Origin of the sequence: Pseudomonas sp. FG-3G (genome assembly GCF_901007645.1) — a bacterium.
Taxonomy (GTDB): domain Bacteria; phylum Pseudomonadota; class Gammaproteobacteria; order Pseudomonadales; family Pseudomonadaceae; genus Aquipseudomonas; species Aquipseudomonas rhizophila.
Genome location: NZ_CAAKGZ010000034.1, coordinates 169,983 through 187,200, shown reverse-complemented (window position 1 = coordinate 187,200; position 17,218 = coordinate 169,983). Strand labels below are relative to the sequence as shown.

General features: G+C 57.9%; 17 protein-coding genes and 1 pseudogene. 11 read left to right on the top strand and 7 right to left on the bottom strand.

The annotated features are described in order from the left end of the window. Positions 1-799, top strand: a 799-nt coding sequence (locus tag PSEUDOMOFG3G_RS22885; RefSeq protein ID WP_139048711.1) for a DUF3800 domain-containing protein, incomplete at its 5' end; no start/stop codon positions are given. A gap of 86 nt (positions 800-885) precedes the next feature. Here PSEUDOMOFG3G_RS22885 and PSEUDOMOFG3G_RS22880 read toward each other — a convergent pair. Next, positions 886-1,226, bottom strand: a pseudogene (locus tag PSEUDOMOFG3G_RS22880) (DUF6124 family protein). A gap of 243 nt (positions 1,227-1,469) precedes the next feature. On the opposite strand from PSEUDOMOFG3G_RS22880, the gene PSEUDOMOFG3G_RS22875 reads away from it, so the two are divergent. Then, positions 1,470-1,844, top strand: a complete 375-nt coding sequence (locus tag PSEUDOMOFG3G_RS22875) for a lysozyme inhibitor LprI family protein (protein WP_139048710.1) — start codon at positions 1,470-1,472, stop codon at positions 1,842-1,844. Positions 1,845-1,989: 145 nt separating this feature from the next. Here the strand turns inward: PSEUDOMOFG3G_RS22875 and PSEUDOMOFG3G_RS22870 are convergent, their stop codons facing one another. Next, entirely contained in the window at positions 1,990-2,691 is a 702-nt protein-coding gene (locus PSEUDOMOFG3G_RS22870; RefSeq protein ID WP_076383155.1) for a glutathione S-transferase, read from the bottom strand. 151 nt (positions 2,692-2,842) lie between these two features. Between PSEUDOMOFG3G_RS22870 and PSEUDOMOFG3G_RS22865 the strand changes: the two genes are divergently transcribed. From PSEUDOMOFG3G_RS22865 to PSEUDOMOFG3G_RS22850, 4 genes are all read left to right on the top strand, one after another. After that, on the top strand, positions 2,843-3,406 hold the full coding sequence (locus PSEUDOMOFG3G_RS22865) for a TetR/AcrR family transcriptional regulator (RefSeq protein WP_139048709.1): 564 nt from the start codon (positions 2,843-2,845) through the stop codon (positions 3,404-3,406). Between the two features lie 195 nt (positions 3,407-3,601). Beyond that, entirely contained in the window at positions 3,602-4,726 is a 1,125-nt protein-coding gene (locus PSEUDOMOFG3G_RS22860; protein WP_139048708.1) for a diguanylate cyclase, read from the top strand. A gap of 959 nt (positions 4,727-5,685) precedes the next feature. Then, the gene (locus PSEUDOMOFG3G_RS22855) at positions 5,686-6,105 is read left to right on the top strand and encodes an organic hydroperoxide resistance protein (RefSeq protein WP_139048706.1); all 420 of its coding nucleotides are present in this window, start codon (positions 5,686-5,688) and stop codon (positions 6,103-6,105) included. A gap of 33 nt (positions 6,106-6,138) precedes the next feature. Then, positions 6,139-6,702, top strand: coding sequence for a phage infection protein (locus PSEUDOMOFG3G_RS22850; protein WP_139048705.1), 564 nt, complete (start codon positions 6,139-6,141; stop codon positions 6,700-6,702). A gap of 116 nt (positions 6,703-6,818) precedes the next feature. Here PSEUDOMOFG3G_RS22850 and PSEUDOMOFG3G_RS22845 read toward each other — a convergent pair whose 3' ends face one another. From PSEUDOMOFG3G_RS22845 to tag, 4 genes are all read right to left on the bottom strand, one after another. Further along, complete coding sequence (locus tag PSEUDOMOFG3G_RS22845) at positions 6,819-7,607, bottom strand: SDR family NAD(P)-dependent oxidoreductase (protein ID WP_076383157.1); 789 nt, start codon at positions 7,605-7,607, stop codon at positions 6,819-6,821. 164 nt (positions 7,608-7,771) lie between these two features. Continuing rightward, positions 7,772-8,125 carry a VOC family protein gene (locus PSEUDOMOFG3G_RS22840; RefSeq protein WP_139048704.1) on the bottom strand — a complete coding sequence of 118 codons (354 nt, stop codon included), beginning with the start codon at positions 8,123-8,125 and terminating at the stop codon, positions 7,772-7,774. A 406-nt stretch (positions 8,126-8,531) separates the two neighbouring features. After that, the gene (locus tag PSEUDOMOFG3G_RS22835) at positions 8,532-9,419 is read right to left on the bottom strand and encodes a lysophospholipid acyltransferase (RefSeq protein WP_047230111.1); all 888 of its coding nucleotides are present in this window, start codon (positions 9,417-9,419) and stop codon (positions 8,532-8,534) included. Between the two features lie 42 nt (positions 9,420-9,461). Continuing rightward, positions 9,462-10,019 (bottom strand): DNA-3-methyladenine glycosylase I, encoded by a 558-nt coding sequence (gene tag / locus PSEUDOMOFG3G_RS22830; protein ID WP_076383159.1) that lies wholly within the window; start codon positions 10,017-10,019, stop codon positions 9,462-9,464. A gap of 81 nt (positions 10,020-10,100) precedes the next feature. Here tag and glyQ point away from each other — a divergent pair, with 81 nt between their 5' ends. The 4 genes from glyQ (at position 10,101) to PSEUDOMOFG3G_RS22810 (ending at position 14,509) form a co-directional block, all read left to right on the top strand. Further along, complete coding sequence (glyQ, locus tag PSEUDOMOFG3G_RS22825; protein ID WP_022641565.1) at positions 10,101-11,054, top strand: glycine--tRNA ligase subunit alpha; 954 nt, start codon at positions 10,101-10,103, stop codon at positions 11,052-11,054. After that, on the top strand, positions 11,051-13,105 hold the full coding sequence (glyS, locus tag PSEUDOMOFG3G_RS22820; protein WP_139048703.1) for a glycine--tRNA ligase subunit beta: 2,055 nt from the start codon (positions 11,051-11,053) through the stop codon (positions 13,103-13,105). Before glyQ ends, glyS begins: the two co-directional genes overlap by 4 nt. Positions 13,106-13,109: 4 nt before the next feature. Then, the gene (gene gmhB / locus PSEUDOMOFG3G_RS22815; protein ID WP_171061292.1) at positions 13,110-13,649 is read left to right on the top strand and encodes a D-glycero-beta-D-manno-heptose 1,7-bisphosphate 7-phosphatase; all 540 of its coding nucleotides are present in this window, start codon (positions 13,110-13,112) and stop codon (positions 13,647-13,649) included. 80 nt (positions 13,650-13,729) lie between these two features. Continuing rightward, positions 13,730-14,509 carry a 1-acyl-sn-glycerol-3-phosphate acyltransferase gene (locus PSEUDOMOFG3G_RS22810; RefSeq protein WP_139048702.1) on the top strand — a complete coding sequence of 260 codons (780 nt, stop codon included), beginning with the start codon at positions 13,730-13,732 and terminating at the stop codon, positions 14,507-14,509. Between the two features lie 168 nt (positions 14,510-14,677). On the opposite strand, the gene PSEUDOMOFG3G_RS22805 is transcribed toward PSEUDOMOFG3G_RS22810, so the two are convergent. Further along, complete coding sequence (locus PSEUDOMOFG3G_RS22805) at positions 14,678-16,195, bottom strand: HAMP domain-containing sensor histidine kinase (RefSeq protein WP_139048701.1); 1,518 nt, start codon at positions 16,193-16,195, stop codon at positions 14,678-14,680. Between the two features lie 281 nt (positions 16,196-16,476). Between PSEUDOMOFG3G_RS22805 and PSEUDOMOFG3G_RS22800 the strand changes: the two genes are divergently transcribed. Continuing rightward, a complete protein-coding gene (locus tag PSEUDOMOFG3G_RS22800) occupies positions 16,477-17,211 on the top strand; it encodes a response regulator transcription factor (RefSeq protein WP_047230121.1) in 735 nt (244 codons plus the stop codon). Positions 17,212-17,218 lie beyond the last annotated feature (7 nt).

The following is a 17,218-nucleotide window of genomic DNA, read 5'->3' as shown; positions in this document are numbered from 1 at the left end:
CGGCCAGTACGTCTCACGCCACCATCCAAGGTACAAAACGCATCCCGCTTTCGGGTTTGCTGGGCTGATCCTTCCAGCTACCGAAATCCGCGAGTTCGCAATCTATTTCTACAAGCTAAAATGCCACCTCCTTGCGTTCGACCTTGCCAACGATAACCCCAAGAATCTGCCCGCCTATCAGTGGGAAAAGAAGGGCTCTCAGCTATACGCCCTCCGCAACGTCACCAAATATGAGCAACTCCGGCGCTCCACGTTCCGTCTCCTGAGCCACATTGAGAAAATCGGCGGTCACGTGTTCTACACAGGAGAGCACAAGACCACTGATCCTGGTGCCCATGACTCCACCGAGACGTTCAAACGGCAGCTTCTGCAGGCCGTGCGCAAAATAGACCGATTCTGCGTACAGAGCGGCTCAACCTTCATGTTGATGCTCGATGAACAACGCTGCGGTAACGAATGGCGGGAAACCAACGTGGAGGTCTGCACGCTGGCCATGTTCGAGGATGCCTCGCAAAAATGCAGGGCACTCATTGAGCCGCCAATTCAGGCCGAAAGCCATCTGTTCCAAACCATCCAGTGCGCCGACTGGATCTGCGGCCTTATCGGGCGCCTGACGGCCTTGTTGGTTGCCCCTGATGAATATCCGGAGCTGGAACCATTCGACAAATACTTTTCTGATCGTATCGCCAAAGTCACAATGCCAAGCAGCGGCCTGGAACATCAGAAGACCGCTGAGGTACCCGCCGAGCAGGCCGGAGAGACTATGCCCGATGCAACTGGTGCCCTCGCAGGCGACTAATGTCCCTCATGTAAGGCCCATAGGGCGTTAGTAAAGCAAACCCGACACAAGATGTCGGGTTTGCTTTTCGGGAGGATATTTACCTGCTATCGCGTATCGACGTTATCCAACACCCGATTCGTCAGCAATGAACTCAATTCGATCAATTGCTGGATGCCGAGAAGGATATGACGGCGCGGTCCTTCCAGGTCAAAGGCCAGGCTGCCGCCAGGGTTTCGCTGAGGTTGGCGAGGAGGGATTCGTTGGCGGCGTTTTTTGCGACGGTGAAGAGTTGGTCCGGTTGGGACGCATCTTCGGACTTTTCCGGTTTGGGTAGCAGGTAGTAATCCAAGGTGCGTTTGGCGGCTTCGTCGTGTTTTTTGCCCTTGGATTTGCTGCGCGAGGCGGTATGGTCTGTTTCAGGCGGATTCGGTGTAGGTTTGAACATGTACTAAGTCCTGTAAGTGAAGCCGTAACCCTCTAGCTACTAAACAAGGGGTGGCAGCTGTACGCAGGTTAGCGGGAGCTACGCAGCCTTTTTCAGAAATCACTTGCTCCCCAACCCCTATCAGCATTTGCCCATTGTTCAGACCGAATGAACCCTAGGATCTGCTTCATTGTTCTACAACCCTCATGATAAATTCCCCGCCGCGACCTCTAATGAATAGAGGGCATTCAAGGAGTGAAGTGAGTGATCAAGTCTTTGTTGGTTGGGACATTGCTGGCAATGGCATCAGCATCGGCATCTGCGATGAGTTGCGATAACCCTAGAAACGCCTATGACAGGACATATTGCGCGTCGCTGAAAATGGTTCAGTCGGATCAGGAAATCAACGAGCAATACAAGAAGACGATGAGTGCTCTGAACCCGGAGCAAAAGAAAAAAGTGAAAGCCGCTCAAATCCAGTGGATCAAAATCCGTGACAACGCCTGTTCCAACGATGGCCTGCTCTACCTGGACTGTGCCAATGAGAAGACAGAGGCGCGTATCGTCATACTCAAGGCTGTCGAGCGCGAGTGCCGTGCTGCCGGTTGCGACGACGCTAAGCTGTCGCGAGTCGAGTAACCCGTAAACAATGAGCACGTCGGGCTTGCTCGTGCTCTTTCAAGATTACGCTCCATCCCTTTTGCACCCGTGACTCACTTGCAGGTCGGAATACCCAGGAAAACCCGACCTAAAGCGTCGGGTTTTTCTTTGGCGGGTTTACCCACTATCGCGGCTCAACGCCACGCTCGACCATGGCACGCCATGTCTGCACGCTGGGACGTTCCTGCATCCTGGCATGCCATGCGCGCAATGCGACACATTCTTCAGGAACGGAGAGCTGCACCAGCGAGGCGAAGATCATGCCGCCCAGCACCGCAATATCGGCCATCGAGAACTTGTCACCCGCTACAAAAGGCCGGTCTTTGAGCAGGTTGTCGAAATAGCGCATGCCTCTGATCGCCTTGTCGCCCATTCGGCCGCCCCATTCTGCATTCTGGTACAGCTCGACCTTTGGGCCCAGGCCCGGCGTTGCATGGTGGAAGTACATGCTGACCGCATCGAGAAACTCGATCTCGGCGCGCTTGGTCATCATGTGGATGAGGCCTTTTTCAACAGGTGTTTCGCCCGTCAGCGTCGGTTCGCCGACCAGGCTATCCAGGTATTGGGTAATCGCCGTGCACTCGGCAATCAGCGTCCCATCGCTCAGCTCCAGCACGGGCAGTGTCCCGGAGTAATTGAGGGCCAGGAACTCGGGTTGCTTATGTTCGCCGCTCCAGAGATTCACCGACACGAATTCGATTTTCGAGAGCAATCCCTTCTCCGCCAGCGCTATGCGCACTCGGGCGGGGTAAGGGCCGTTGAACCAATCGTAAATTTTCATCGTAGGAACGGTGTAAACATCAGCGCTCTGTTGTGAAGAAGTCATGATTCGGTTACCTGCCTGTCAATTGGTAGGTAAAAGATTGGGCTGGAGATCGGGCGCTGTCAACCCCCTACCTGACAATTGGCAGGTAAGCAAATCCGGGCGTAGAATCGCGACGACATGAGTGAATCGAATTTCGAAACGAGGCCACAACGTGAACGAAAATGCTCGAGAAGCCATCTTGGCGGCAGCGAAATCCGCTGCACAACTGCACGGTTACAATGGGATAAATTTCCGTAACATTGCCGAAGAGGTGGGCATCAAGAACGCCAGCATTTATTACCACTTCCCGAGCAAGGCCGGCCTGGCCGCGGCGGTTGCTGAACGCTACTGGCAGGACACGCGGCGGGTGCTTGAAGGGATCCGGGCCGCCAATACTGATCCTAAGGAGTGCGTGCAGCTGTACGCCGCCATTTTTCGAACGTCGCTTCAGGACGGCAACAAGCTTTGTCTGTCCAGCTTCATGGCAGCCGAATACGAAGACCTTCCCGATGAGGTGTCGCGAGAGATCAGGACCTTTGTGGACGGTAACGTAACGTGGCTTGCCCAGGTATTGGCAGATGCCGGAACTGGCAGCACGCAAGAATGTGAACGCCGAGCCCTCGCTATTTACACCGCTGTGGCGGGTGCTCAGTTAATCGCGCGAACTCGGGCGGATGTGAGCCTGTTCGATGATTTGATATCGAGCTATCAGGAGGCGGGATTGCTGCCTGCCTGATCCGGTAAAGCAGACGATGCGATTTGTCTGTAGGAATGGTTGGCGCTGCTTCGCAGCCCAGCGGGAACAAGCTCTCTCGCCACGGGGCTCGGTTTAATCGGGATATCGGGGCGGTGGGTGTAATTCAGTTGTTCGCCTTACTGGCAGGGTGCCACAATCGCTCTCTTTCAGTTGCGTCACGATCAGGTGGATCACATGGATTGCCCAGGATCTCGGAATGACCAGGCTTTCTTCATAGCCGAGCAGGTGCGAACTGACCGACTGCAGCAACTGTTTCGCCAATCGGTTTCTGCGGTGTTCGGGAGCTACCTCGCTGCCATCATGCTGTGTTGGCTGTGCTGGGATCGCTTTGAACACAGCGTCATCTTTTGGTGGTTGGCCATCTTGACTGGCTCGACGCTGTTGCGCATTTCGTTGTTCGTTGCCTATGTTCGCAGCGACGAAAGCGAGCGCACCCCCCAACGCTGGGAGCGCAAATACTGGATCACACTGGTATTGTCCGCCAGCATCTGGGGAGGAGGCGCATTAGCGGTCATGCCGGCGGACGATCTGTTGTCCCAGGCATTGGTCATGCTTTTTACTGTCGGCATGTCCGTCAGCGCGGTGTCCTGCTACTCCGCCTACCGTGATATGACTCTCGTCTCCATTGGCCTGGTGCTGTTGCCGTGCACCGCCTGGCTGCTGTTTCAACCGTCGCCCATTCAAGTGGGCATCGCACTCTCGATTTTGGTGTTCGCAGCATTTGCCGCCCGTGCTACACACAAAATGTCCCAGGCACTGGAAACCGCTTTTCGACTCACCCGCGAAATGGAACAGGCCAACAGCATTTCAACTCGCGCAGCCCAAACCGATGAACTGACCGGCCTGAAGAGCCGTCGGGCTTTTTTCGAGCATGCCCAACAGCTCTACGACGAATGCAAGGCCAAGCGAGTAGGGTTGTGCGCCGTCATGCTGGACATGGATCACTTCAAGCACATCAACGACACCTACGGCCATCAGGTGGGGGATCAGGTTCTGCGCCAGATGGGGGCGGTCATCAGTTCGTCGTTTCGGGGAACGGATATTCATGGCCGGCTAGGCGGGGAAGAGTTCGCCATCCTGCTTCCGGACACTTCCATCGAAGTCGCTACCCAGATTGCAGAACAGCTCATCGATACGATTGCGGGTTTGATGATCGAGCCTGTTCACTGCATATCAGCCAGCCTCGGCGTCGCGTCGACGGAGGCTTGTAATAAGGACCTTCACAGCCTGATGAACGATGCGGACAAAGCTCTGTATCGAGCAAAGGCGTTGGGGCGTAATCAGGTTGCTGTTGCTTAGAAGAAGGCCGTTTCGGCGGTATAAACTTGCACCGGAGATTGAACAGTTGAAAAAAACAGCATTAATCGGATTTATCTTTTCCTCCCTAGCAGGGTGTACCTTCACCTCCGTTGACAAGGTGGGTCCAGGCGAATATATGCTTACCAACAGTGGGAGTGTCTTCAATTCAAGGGAAGGCATGTTGGAAGATATAAATCAGAAAGCCAAAAAGCTGTGTAACGGAAAGCCGTACCGCCTGGAAGGTAATTCGGACACTCTTACGCTCGTCAGCATGCCGACTCAGATTGGTCCCACTCCAACCACCTTCCTCGCTCTGAAAGCAATTTGCTCAGATGACAGCCTCTCCAGATAACCACGGGCGACTAAACACGAGCATTGATGAGCAATGGCGGGAAGACGGAATAACTCGGGGCAAGCACACAAGTGAGCGGCCTCCGGCGTGGTCGCCGAGGTCTGCTCCGACCTGGCGACTTCCTCGACGCGCGTCTCGCGCTGGATGATCGAGGTGCGACGCTGGTTGACGAAATCTACCGCCACCCTTTCCAGGGCTTTCCTCGCTGCGCTCGACGTCTACTTGGAGCATCTGCAACGCCGTCGGAAAGGGTTTGATCAGAAGCGTCCCTGACGACATTGCCACGCAGGAGCGTGGGAATGATCGAGAAACCCACCATTCTGCTGGTGAAGCCCCTCTCTTCGAAGGCCTGCAATTGCGCTGGCCCTGCTGATACTCCCTAGCACCTCCTTCCCCTTGAATCACTTCGCCCACACGCTCTGTCGACACGGCGGCGCTTAAAAATAAATTTCCTTTCGGATCAACTGGTTAATTCAAATTCGGCAAATTTTCAAAAATTTATCTTGCGCGCAAACTATTTGTCCGTTAACTTTATCTCAACTGGTTAGCGCACAAACATTTAGCGCAAACCAAATCGGTCAAACCAATCAGCAAGCGAGGAAACACCATGAACGTTCTCTATACCGCAGTCGCAACCTCCACCGGTGGCCGTGATGGCCGTGCTGTTTCCACCGACAAGATTCTCGACGTGAAACTGGCCACACCAAAAGCCCTGGGCGGCGCCGGTGGTGAAGCCACCAACCCTGAGCAGTTGTTCGCCGCCGGTTACTCGGCCTGCTTTATCGGCGCATTGAAGTTTGTCGCCAGCCAAAGCAAACGCAGCATCCCTGCTGACGCCTCGATCACGGCACACGTCGGCATCGGCCAGATCCCTGGCGGTTTCGGTCTGGACATTGACCTGCACATCAATCTGCCGGGTCTGGATCAAGCCGATGCTCAAGCGCTGGTCGACGCGGCTCACCAGGTCTGCCCGTACTCCAACGCGACACGCGGCAACGTCGACGTCCGTTTGCACGTCACCGTCTAACTCACTTCCTCTACGAATAAAAAGGATCAGGACATGAACACTTTCAGCAAAACGCTCGTTGGCTCGCTTCTCGCACTGGCGCTCGGCAATGCATTCGCAACTTCTTTTGTTCAACCTACGGTCGCTGAGGGTGGCTCGGATCGACTGATCGATAAACGTGTCGCCGAAGGCGGCTCGGACCGGCTGATCGATAAACGTGTCGCTGAAGGTGGTTCGGATCGGCTGATCGAAAAACGTGTCGCCGAAGGTGGTTCGGATCGACTGATCGATAAACGTGTCGCCGAAGGCGGCTCGGACCGGCTGATCGAAAAACGTGTCGCCGAAGGCGGTTCGGATCGGCTGATCGATAAACGTGTCGCCGAAGGTGGTTCGGATCGGCTGATCGATAAACGTGTCGCTGAAGGTGGTTCAGATCGACTGATCGAAAAACGTGTCGCCGAAGGCGGTTCGGATCGGCTGATCGATAAACGTGTCGCTGAAGGTGGTTCAGATCGGCTGATCGATAAACGTGTCGCTGAAGGTGGTTCGGATCGACTGATTGAAAAACGTTTAGCCGAAGGCGGCTCGGATCGCTTGATCGAAAACCGGGTAGGCTGAACAAACCCTTCAACGCTCCGAAAACGGGTCAAATCAACCCATGTTGCTTCCAAAAGAAAAAACGCCGCTTATCTCTCATGAGGAAGCGGCGTTTTTTTGCAACGTGTCATAGAGCCCTAAACGATGCTATCCACCACACCACCATCCACACGCAACGCCGCACCGGTGGTGGCCGAGGCCTGTTCCGAGCTGGCATAGATGATCATGTTGGCGACTTCCTCGACGCGCGCCGCACGCTGGATGATCGAGGTGCTGCGGTGCTGGTTGACGAAATCCGCCGCGACCTTTTCCAGGCTTTCCCCGCTACGCTCAACGTCTGCCTGGAGCATCTGGGCAACTCCTTCGGAAAGCGTCGGCCCAGGCAGTACCGAATTCACCGTAACGCCGGTGCCGGCGAGGCGCTTGGCCAGGCCGCGAGCAATGGACAGTTGGGCGGTTTTGGTAAAGCCGTAGTGGATCATGTCGGCGGGGATGTTCAGACCCGATTCCGACGAGACAAACACAATCCGCCCCCAACCGCGCTCGACCATGCCCGGCGCGTAGGCCCTGGAAACCCGCACGCCCGACATCACGTTGGTTTCGAAAAAGCGCTGCCATTCGCTGTCCGGCGTTTCGAAAAAGTCTTCCTGTTTGAAAATGCCCAGGTTGTTGATGACGATATCGAAGCTTGGGTGCTTGGCGATCAGTGCCTGGCAGCCAGCCTCATGACTAAGGTCACCCACAAAGCCAGCGGCATTTGAAGCAAGGTCGCCCAACCGCTGCAACGCGTCCTCCACGCTGCTCTCGCTGCGACCATTGATGACCACGTGGGCGCCGGACTCGAGGAAGCCTTTGGCTGTGGCGAAACCAATGCCGCTGGAGGAGCCGGTGACTAAGACGTGGCGTCCGGTGAAGTCGATTTTCATGAGGGGACTCCTTGATTAATGAACCAGAGGAAGTGCGATATTTCTGAATGGAGGGTAGTCCGACGGATTTAGAGATGGCTTTGCCATTCAAACGTCACCGATATCGCAGGTTCTTAATCATGGACACGATTGAGGCTTTGCGCCTCCTCTTGATCAATCAGCCATCAGGAAGCCGACCACACCGCCAGCTCATAGCCATCCGGATCGATAAAGTGGAAACGTCGGCCACCGGGGAAAGAGAACACCTCACGGCTGATGATCGCCCCTGCGGCTTGGAGTCTGAGTTGGGTGCCTTCGAGGTCATCCGCGTACAGGATGATCAACGGACCGCCCGGGCGCACAGGTTCACCGGTCGTGAAGCCACCGGTCAGACGACCGTCGCTGAATTCGGTGTAGGTCGGGCCGTAGTCGACGAAACTCCAGCCGAATGCGCTCGCATAGAAGGCTTTGCTTCGGGCGATGTCGCTGACATTGAGCTCGATGTTATCGATCTGGCGGTCATTACCTCGAATGCCCATTGACGCGTCCTTGGCTGATTGGGGATAGGCGAGCTTAGGACATTCAGCCCGCACCGTGCTTGGAAAAATCGACCTCTGTGCCTGAAAGAATGTGTCAGCTTGGTTGGGGCTGCTGCGCAACCCAGCGGGAGCAAGCTCCCTCGCCACAGGGTGAGCCGTTCGGTTGGATATGTGTTGTCTGTCAGGCTCGCTCCCACAGTTTTTCCGGGTTGTTCACAGATATCGCATCCATCACAAATCCCCGTGGGAGCTGAGCTTGCTCGCGATAGCGGTGGGTCAGCTTGCACTGATGTTGAATGGGCCGCCGCCATCGCGAGCAAGATCGGCTCCCACATGGGTTCTTGGGTGTTCGCATATCCTGCATTCACCACAAATCCCTGTGTCACTCATATGCAGCAACAGGCCTTCAGTACCACCGCGCCTCGCCTGGCGGGCGTTTTTTGAAGCGTTTCATGCTCCACATGTACTGGCTCGGGTAGGCCCGTACATAACGCTCCACAACCTGGCTCATGGCGGCGCAGGCGGTTTCGGTGTCGGTGCTGTACATGGCGTCTGGGGCGGCTTCGAGGATGACTTTGTAGCCGGAGCCGTCCGGCAGGCGCAGGGCGTGGAGGAATACGCCGACGGCCTTGCCGCCGGCGAGCATGTTCGGTACGAACTTGCTGGTCAGGGCCTGAGTGGCGAAGAAGGGTACGAAGATGCCGGCAGACTCGGCCGGTTCCGGGTCGGCGGGAATGCCCACTTGGCCGCCCTTTCGGACCTCTTTAATGACGCTGAGGATGCCTTCTTTGGTGGACGCCGCGACTTTGTTGCCCAGTTGCACGCGCTGTTTGCGCAGCAATTCATCCACCGCTTTGAGCTTGGGCGGGCGGTAGAAAATGATCGGTTTGCACTGGCTGCAATAGAAGTGGTTGAGCACTTCCCAGTTGCCCAGGTGGCTGGTGATGCCCACCACGCCTTTGCCGGAAGCGAGCGCTTCTTTTAATACGTCCAGGCCTTCGACTTCCCGCACCAGGTCGATGGAACGCTGGGCCGGCCAGATCCAGGCGCAGGCGCTTTCGGTCAGGGATTTGCCGATGTCCTTGAGGCTTTGGCCCACCAGGCGTTCGCGCTCGGCCGGGTCCATCTCGGGGAAACACTTGGCGAGGTTGATCCGCACCACGTCGCGGGAACGATTGGGCAGCTTCCACATGAGCCAGCCGATGGCCGAACCCGACGCCTGCACCGCGCGCCAAGGCAGCATCGCAAACAACCGCAGAGCGCCGACCAGCAAGGCGCCTTTCAACTTATCCACAGGTCACTCCTGAATTCATGGGCGTTTTGCGAGCCGGCTATTCTAACCGCCGTTTGCCAGCTCCGCGTAGCGGTCGCAGTCCTGGGTGTGGTCCATGACCATTCCCGAGGCCTGCATCAAGGCGTAACAAATGGTCGGCCCGACAAAGGTGAAGCCGGCTTTTTTCAGGCCCTTGCTCATCTGCACGGCCTGGGGCGTGATGGCCGGCACTTCGGAGCGGTCCTTGAAGTGGTTGATGACCGGCTTGCCGTCCACGAACGACCAGAGGAACGCCACCGGATCCTCCAGGGCCAGCCAGGCTTGGGCATTGCGCCGGGCCGCATTGAGCTTGAGGCGGTTGCGGATGATGCCGGGGTCGAGCATCAGCTCATCGATTTCTGCATCGCTCATCTGCGCCACGCGCTGCACGTCAAAGCCGAACAGCACTTGCCGGTAGCGCTCGCGTTTGCGCAAAACGGTGATCCAGGACAACCCGGCCTGGAACCCTTCGAGCAAAAGCAACTCGAACAAACCCTGCGCATCGCGCAGCGGCGTGCCCCACTCCTGATCGTGATAAGCCATGTACAAAGGATCGTCAGAACACCAAAAGCAGCGTGGCATAAGGCTCCAGGGGGCGTGCGCACGAACGAATCGGGTATACTCCCGCTCTTTAAATCGCAGCCCAAGAAACAGGTGAATTTCGTGAGCCAGCCTACGCCAGCCGTGCGTACCTTCCAAGACTTGATCCTCGCCCTCCAGCAATACTGGGCCGAGCAAGGTTGCGTGGTACTTCAGCCCTACGATATGGAAGTAGGCGCCGGCACTTTCCACACTGCCACGTTTCTGCGTGCCATCGGCCCGGAAACCTGGAACGCCGCTTATGTGCAGCCCAGCCGCCGCCCGACTGACGGCCGCTACGGCGAAAACCCGAACCGTCTGCAGCACTACTACCAGTTCCAGGTGGTCCTGAAACCGAACCCGGAAAACTTCCAGGAGCTGTACTTGGGCTCGCTCAAGCACGTCGGCCTCGACCCGCTGGTGCACGACATTCGTTTCGTTGAAGACAACTGGGAATCGCCAACCCTGGGCGCCTGGGGCCTGGGCTGGGAAGTCTGGCTCAACGGCATGGAAGTGACCCAGTTCACTTACTTCCAGCAAGCGGGTGGCATCGAGTGCTACCCGGTGACCGGCGAAATCACCTATGGCCTGGAACGCCTGGCCATGTACCTGCAAGGCGTGGACTCGGTCTACGACCTGGTATGGGCCGACGGCCCGTTCGGCAAAGTGACCTACGGCGACGTGTTCCACCAGAACGAAGTGGAGCAATCGACCTACAACTTCGAACACGCCAACGTCGACAAACTGTTCGAGCTGTTCGATTTCTATGAAAGCGAAGCCAAGCGCCTGATCGAGCTGGACCAGCCGCTGCCGTTGCCGAGCTACGAAATGGTGTTGAAGGCGTCCCACACCTTCAACCTGCTGGACGCACGCCGGGCGATTTCCGTGACTGCGCGCCAGCAATACATCCTGCGTGTACGCACCCTGGCGCGTTCCGTTGCGCAAGCCTACCTGCTGGCCCGTGCCAAGCTGGGCTTCCCGATGGCGACCCCGGATTTGCGTGATGAAGTGTTGGCTAAGCTGGAGGCTGCACAATGAGTGCTCAAGATTTTCTGGTTGAACTGGGCACCGAAGAACTGCCACCCAAAGCCCTGAACACCCTGGCCGATGCGTTCCTGGCCGGTATCGAAAAGGGCCTGCAAGCCGCTGGCCTGAACTTCGAAGCCAAGCATGTCTACGCCGCGCCGCGTCGTTTGGCCGTGCTAATCACCGCCCTGGCGACCCAGCAGCCGGACCGCAGCATCAACCTCGACGGCCCGCCACGCCAGGCCGCGTTCGATGCCGACGGCAACCCAACCCAAGCCGCCCTCGGTTTCGCCAAGAAATGTGGCGTGGACCTGAGCGAAATCGACCAGAGCGGTCCGAAGCTGCGTTACAGCCAGAGCATCAAGGGCAAGCCGACCGCCAGCCTGTTGCCGACCATCGTCGAAGATTCCCTGAACGACCTGCCGATTCCCAAGCGCATGCGCTGGGCCGCGCGCAAGGAAGAGTTTGTGCGTCCGACCCAATGGCTGGTGATGCTGCTGGGTGACCAAGTCATCGACTGCACGATCCTGGCCCAGAAGGCCGGTCGCGATTCCCGCGGTCACCGCTTCCATCATCCGCAGAGCGTGCGCATCACCTCGCCGGCCAATTACCTGGCCGACCTGCGTGCCGCCTACGTATTGGCTGACGCCAACGAGCGTCGCGAACTGATCAGCAAGCGCACCGAAGAGTTGGCCACCCAGCAGGAAGGCACCGCCATCGTGCCGCCAAGTCTGCTGGACGAAGTGACCGCGCTGGTGGAATGGCCAGTGCCGCTGGTGTGCTCGTTCGAGGAACGTTTCCTTGAAGTGCCGCAGGAAGCGCTGATCACCACCATGCAGGACAACCAGAAGTATTTCTGCCTGCTGGACGCTGAAGGCAAGTTGCTGCCGCGCTTCATCACCGTCGCCAACATCGAAAGCAAGGACCCGCAGCAGATCATCGCCGGTAACGAGAAAGTCGTTCGCCCGCGCCTGACCGACGCCGAGTTCTTCTTCAAGCAGGACAAGAAGCAACCGCTGGAAAGCTTCAACGAACGCCTGCAGAACGTGGTGTTCCAGGAAAAACTCGGCAGCGTCTATGACAAGGCCGAGCGCGTTTCGAAACTGGCTGCTTTCATCGCTCCACGCATTGGCGGCGACGCCCAGCGCGCGGCCCGTGCCGGCATCCTGTCCAAGTGCGACCTGTCCACCGAAATGGTCGGTGAGTTCCCGGAGATGCAAGGCGTTGCCGGTTACTACTACGCCCTCAACGACGGCGAGCCGCAAGACGTGGCCCTGGCGCTGAACGAGCAGTACATGCCCCGCGGTGCCGGCGCTGAACTGCCGACCACCCTGACCGGTGCGGCCGTGGCCATCGCCGACAAGCTCGACACCCTCGTCGGTATTTTCGGCATCGGCATGTTGCCTACCGGCAGCAAAGACCCGTACGCCCTGCGTCGCGCGGCACTGGGTGTGCTGCGGATCCTGATCGACAAGCAACTGGACCTGGACCTGAACGACGCCGTGGCGTTCGCCGTCAATGCGTTCGGCAGCAAGGTCAAGTCTGCCGGTCTGGCCGACGCGGTGCTGGAATTCATCTTCGACCGCCTGCGTGCGCGTTATGAAGACGAAGGCGTCGATGTCGCCACCTACCTGTCGGTGCGGGCCCTGAAGCCCGGTTCGGCCCTGGACTTCGACCAGCGCGTCCAAGCGGTGCAGGCTTTCCGCCAACTGCCGGAAGCAGCAGCGCTGGCGGCGGTGAACAAGCGGGTGTCGAATCTGCTGAGCAAGGCCGAGCCTACAATTTTCGCCGTACCTGAGGCGCGGTACTTTGATAACGCCGTGGAGTTCTCTCTCAACTCGGCTATCCAGCAGGCGTCTACGTCCGTGCAACCGCTGATGGAAAAGCGCGAGTATGCCGAAGCGCTGGCACGCCTGGCAGCACTGCGCGATCCTGTCGATGCGTTCTTTGAAGCCGTGATGGTGAATGCGGACAACGAAGATGTTCGCAAGAATCGCTATGCACTGCTGGCGCGCCTGCGGGGCCTGTTCCTCAATATTGCCGACATTTCCATGCTGGGTTGAGGGGCTGCTGTTGAAACTGCTGATTCTCGATCGGGACGGAGTGATCAACCACGACTCCGACGCTTATATCAAATCGGTGGAGGAGTGGTTGCCGCTCCCCGGTTCGATCGAAGCCATCGCGCAGTTGAGCAAGGCCGGCTGGACGGTGGCGGTTGCCACCAACCAGTCGGGCATTGCCCGCGGTTACTACGACCTCGCGGTCCTTGAGGCCATGCATGAGCGCTTGCGCGCATTGGTGGCCGAGCAGGGCGGTGAAGTCGGGCTGATCGTCTACTGCCCGCACGGGCCGGACGAAGGTTGTGATTGCCGCAAGCCCAAGCCGGGCATGTTGAAAACCATTGCCGCTCACTACGATGTAACGCTGGCGGGAGTGTGGTTCGTCGGCGATAGCCTGGGTGACCTGGAGGCGGCCAAGGCCGTCGATTGTCAGCCCGTTTTGGTAAAGACCGGCAAAGGCGAGAAGACTCTGGGCAAGACCCTGCCGGTGGGCACCCTGATTTTTGAAGACTTGGCGGCGATTGCCGCTGAACTTATCCACAATTAGAGCTCCCAAGACATCCTGATCAAGGACTGTTCGGGAAGCGCTTAAACAGTCGGGCACTGCCCGCAACGGTAAATGCCGCTATGTCGATATTGCAGGCCATCAGAACCTTTCTCTTTTACCTGCTGCTGGGCACCAGTTCGTTGTTGTGGTGCACGTTGAGTTTTTTTGTAGCGCCTTTCATGTCGTTCAGGACGCGCTACCGTTTTATCAATGTGTACTGGTGCCGTTGCGCGCTGTGGCTGAGCAAGGTTTTTCTGGGAATACGGTATGAAGTAAAAGGCGCCGAAAACGTGCCTGAGCGGCCGTGCGTGATCCAGTCCAACCACCAGAGCACCTGGGAGACTTTCTTCCTTTCGGCTTACTTCGAGCCCCTGAGCCAAGTGCTCAAACGTGAGCTGCTGTTCGTACCTTTCTTCGGCTGGGCCATGGCAATGCTGCGCCCCATCGCCATTGACCGGGACAACCCCAAGGTTGCTCTCAAGCAAGTGGCGAAAAAAGGTGATGAGCTGCTCAAGGACAACGTTTGGGTTTTGATCTTTCCAGAGGGTACCCGTGTTCCCTACGGGACGATCGGCAAATTCTCCCGCAGTGGCAGCGCATTGGCGGTAAACGCTGACCTCCCGGTGCTGCCGATTGCACACAATGCCGGCAAGTTCTGGCCCAAAGGTGGCTGGCTCCGGACACCGGGCGTCATCACCGTGGTGATCGGCAAACCCATGTACGCCGAAGGTAGTGGGCCCCGCGCCATTGCCGAGCTCAATGAACGCGTACAAACCTGGAACGAACAGACCCAACGGGAGATGGGTTCGCTTCCACCCGGTCCTGTCGCGGAAGTGCCCACGGAACAAGCCGCTGTTTGATATCTGTGGATAACCTGTGCACCGTTTTTTCGAAATTCGTTACTTTTCTGTTTTATGTCTTTGTTTTTAATACATATTTCATAAACACATAAAAGCCGCCGACAGGTGCATAAGTTTTTTATAGCACCAAAAGATCGTCCGAAGGCTCGGGCCCCGTTCGGACGATCTTTACTCCGCCAACAACGGGAATCGCAGGCTGAACGTCGTGCCTTTGCCTACCACGCTATGGCATTCGATTTTCCCCTCGTGATGGTCCACCACGGCCTTGACCATCGACAGTCCCAAGCCAATGCCATCCACACCGTGAGCCGAGGAAAACCGTCGATACTGGCTGAACAGGTCCGGTAGTTCTTCGGCGCTGATGCCCTTGCCCTGGTCGGCGACGTTGCAGGTCAACCAACCCGGCGTGCAATGAACCTGCAGGGAAATGCAGGCGTCGGGCGGGCTGTACTTGATGGCATTTTCCAGCAGATTGAACAGGGCACGGGTCAGCAATGATTGATCCGCGCTCACCATCGCCTCTTCATCCTCTATTTCATGAATCAACTGGATGCGTTTTGCCTGGGCGATGGGCAGCGCCTGGTCAAGTACATCCAGGACCAACATGGCGAACAGCGTCGGTTGGAATTGATACGCCTCAGACTCGGCCTTGGCCAGTTGCACAAAGCCGTCGGTCAATTCCAAGGCGCGACGCACCTGCCGCTCGATCTGATCGAAGAGCGGATTATTCGCCCCGGCCTGATGCCGCTGCACATCCAGCAGGGCCAGGATCGCCGAGTGGGGCGCGCGCAAATCATGGGACAAAAAACGCAGCATGACGCTGCGCTGCTCTTCGGCTTCGCGCTCCGCGCTCAGGTCGATGAGGCTCAGTAACCAGCCTATCGGCGCCTCTCCATCAACCGGCAATAGCGGGGCTCGTTCCAGACGCAGGCTGCGCTCCCGGCTGTCGCGAAACTCCACCAGAGGTAATGTGGATAACCGGTGAGGCACCCCGCGTTCCAGTCCTGGGTAACCCAGCTGCGCGAGATGCTCCAATACATCGCCCCCCGCCAAGCCACGGCCGAAGAGATCACGCGCTTTGCGGTTACCCAGCAATATCTTGCCCTGAGGATCGCTGATCATTGTTGCCACCGGCAGGTATTCGAGGCCATCGGCAATAAAGCGACGGGTGTCCCGGGTTCTCCCCATGGCTTGCTCCAGGGCCATGATCTGGCCCTGCAAGCGGTCGCTGCCCGTGTAGGGCGCACGACGCCGTTCGGGGAACACCTTGGGCTCCGCATCCAGGCGCGCCAGTTCCCAGCCAAAGTAGGCCAGCACCACGCTCAGCCGCCGCCAATTCCAGATCAGATAACCAAACACGATGCCCAGCACGCTCGCCATGGGCGACCACCACCAACCTTCAGCCGCGAGTACGACACTGATCAGCAGGGCCATGCTCATGCCACCCACTGTCGTCCACAGCGCCAGGCGAGGGCGCAGCAATAGCAACCCCAGCACAACAGCGACCACAAACACCGACAACAACGCCGCTTCTGGCCCGTGGCGTGTTGGCTGGGTACTGAACGACAACAACGCGGTGAGCGGTAATAGAAGAAGACTTATCCACAACCATTCCCGTACCAATTGGCGAAACATGCGTTGGACTTGGGTCGGTTCACGGCTTTCACGACGACGCTGGTTGCTCATAAGCACCCTGACAGAACATAGGAACGGGGGATTTTTTTCATGGGGGGTCGCGTGTCGCACCAGCAGGCTGAAGACCAAAGACTATAGCGGACTCGATAGGTGGCGCGCTGCTACCTTTCCCTGCGCGTCATGAGCCGGTATTGTCACTGCCAGCGACAGGGGACCTGCAACCCGACAACTTATCGGCCCGCCGAGGTTACATCGGGCAAGTGGAATATTTGTTCAGATTGCAGGCCACCCTGATGATGTCCGTTACTCTCGAGATCAAGGAATCGCATCCCATGCGTGTCGCCATACTGGATGACGAACCGGCCGAGCTGCGCCGGGTGGAACAGACACTGCAACAAATCCCCGGCAGGGGCGAGCAAGCCTGGACCTTGCACAGTTTTGAGCGCGGCGAAGACCTGTTGCGGCAGCTGCGCCGGGAAACCTTCGACCTGTTGATCCTCGACTGGCAATTGCCCGACATCAGCGGGTTGTCGCTGCTGCGCTGGACGCGGGAGCACATGGACTCGCCCCCGGCCGCCATCATGCTCACCAGCCGCGACGGCGAGCACGATGTGGTCCAGGCCCTCAATGCCGGAGCCGACGACTACGTGAGCAAGCCCTTCAGGCCTAACGAACTCAAGGCCCGGGTCACAGCCGTGTTGCGACGCCATAACCTTCAACGTGCTCCAGCCAGCGACGTGCTGGTATTCAACGACCTGGAATTCGACGACGCCGAACTGACCGTCACCCGCGCCGGCATGCCCATCAGCCTGACTGAACGGGAATACCGGCTGGCCCGCTGCCTGTTCGCCAACCTGGGCCGTCCACTGTCCCGGGAGTATTTCTATGAACGCTTCTGGACCCACGAGGAAATGACCTCGTCGCGCCCGCTCGACACCCACATCTACCGTCTGCGCAACAAACTCGGGCTGACGGCAGATCGGGGTTGGCAGTTGCTGACGATTTATGGGTATGGGTATCGGTTGGAGAGTGTGGCGGCGGGAAGTGAGGCTTCGGTGGCGAGTTAGGGTTAGG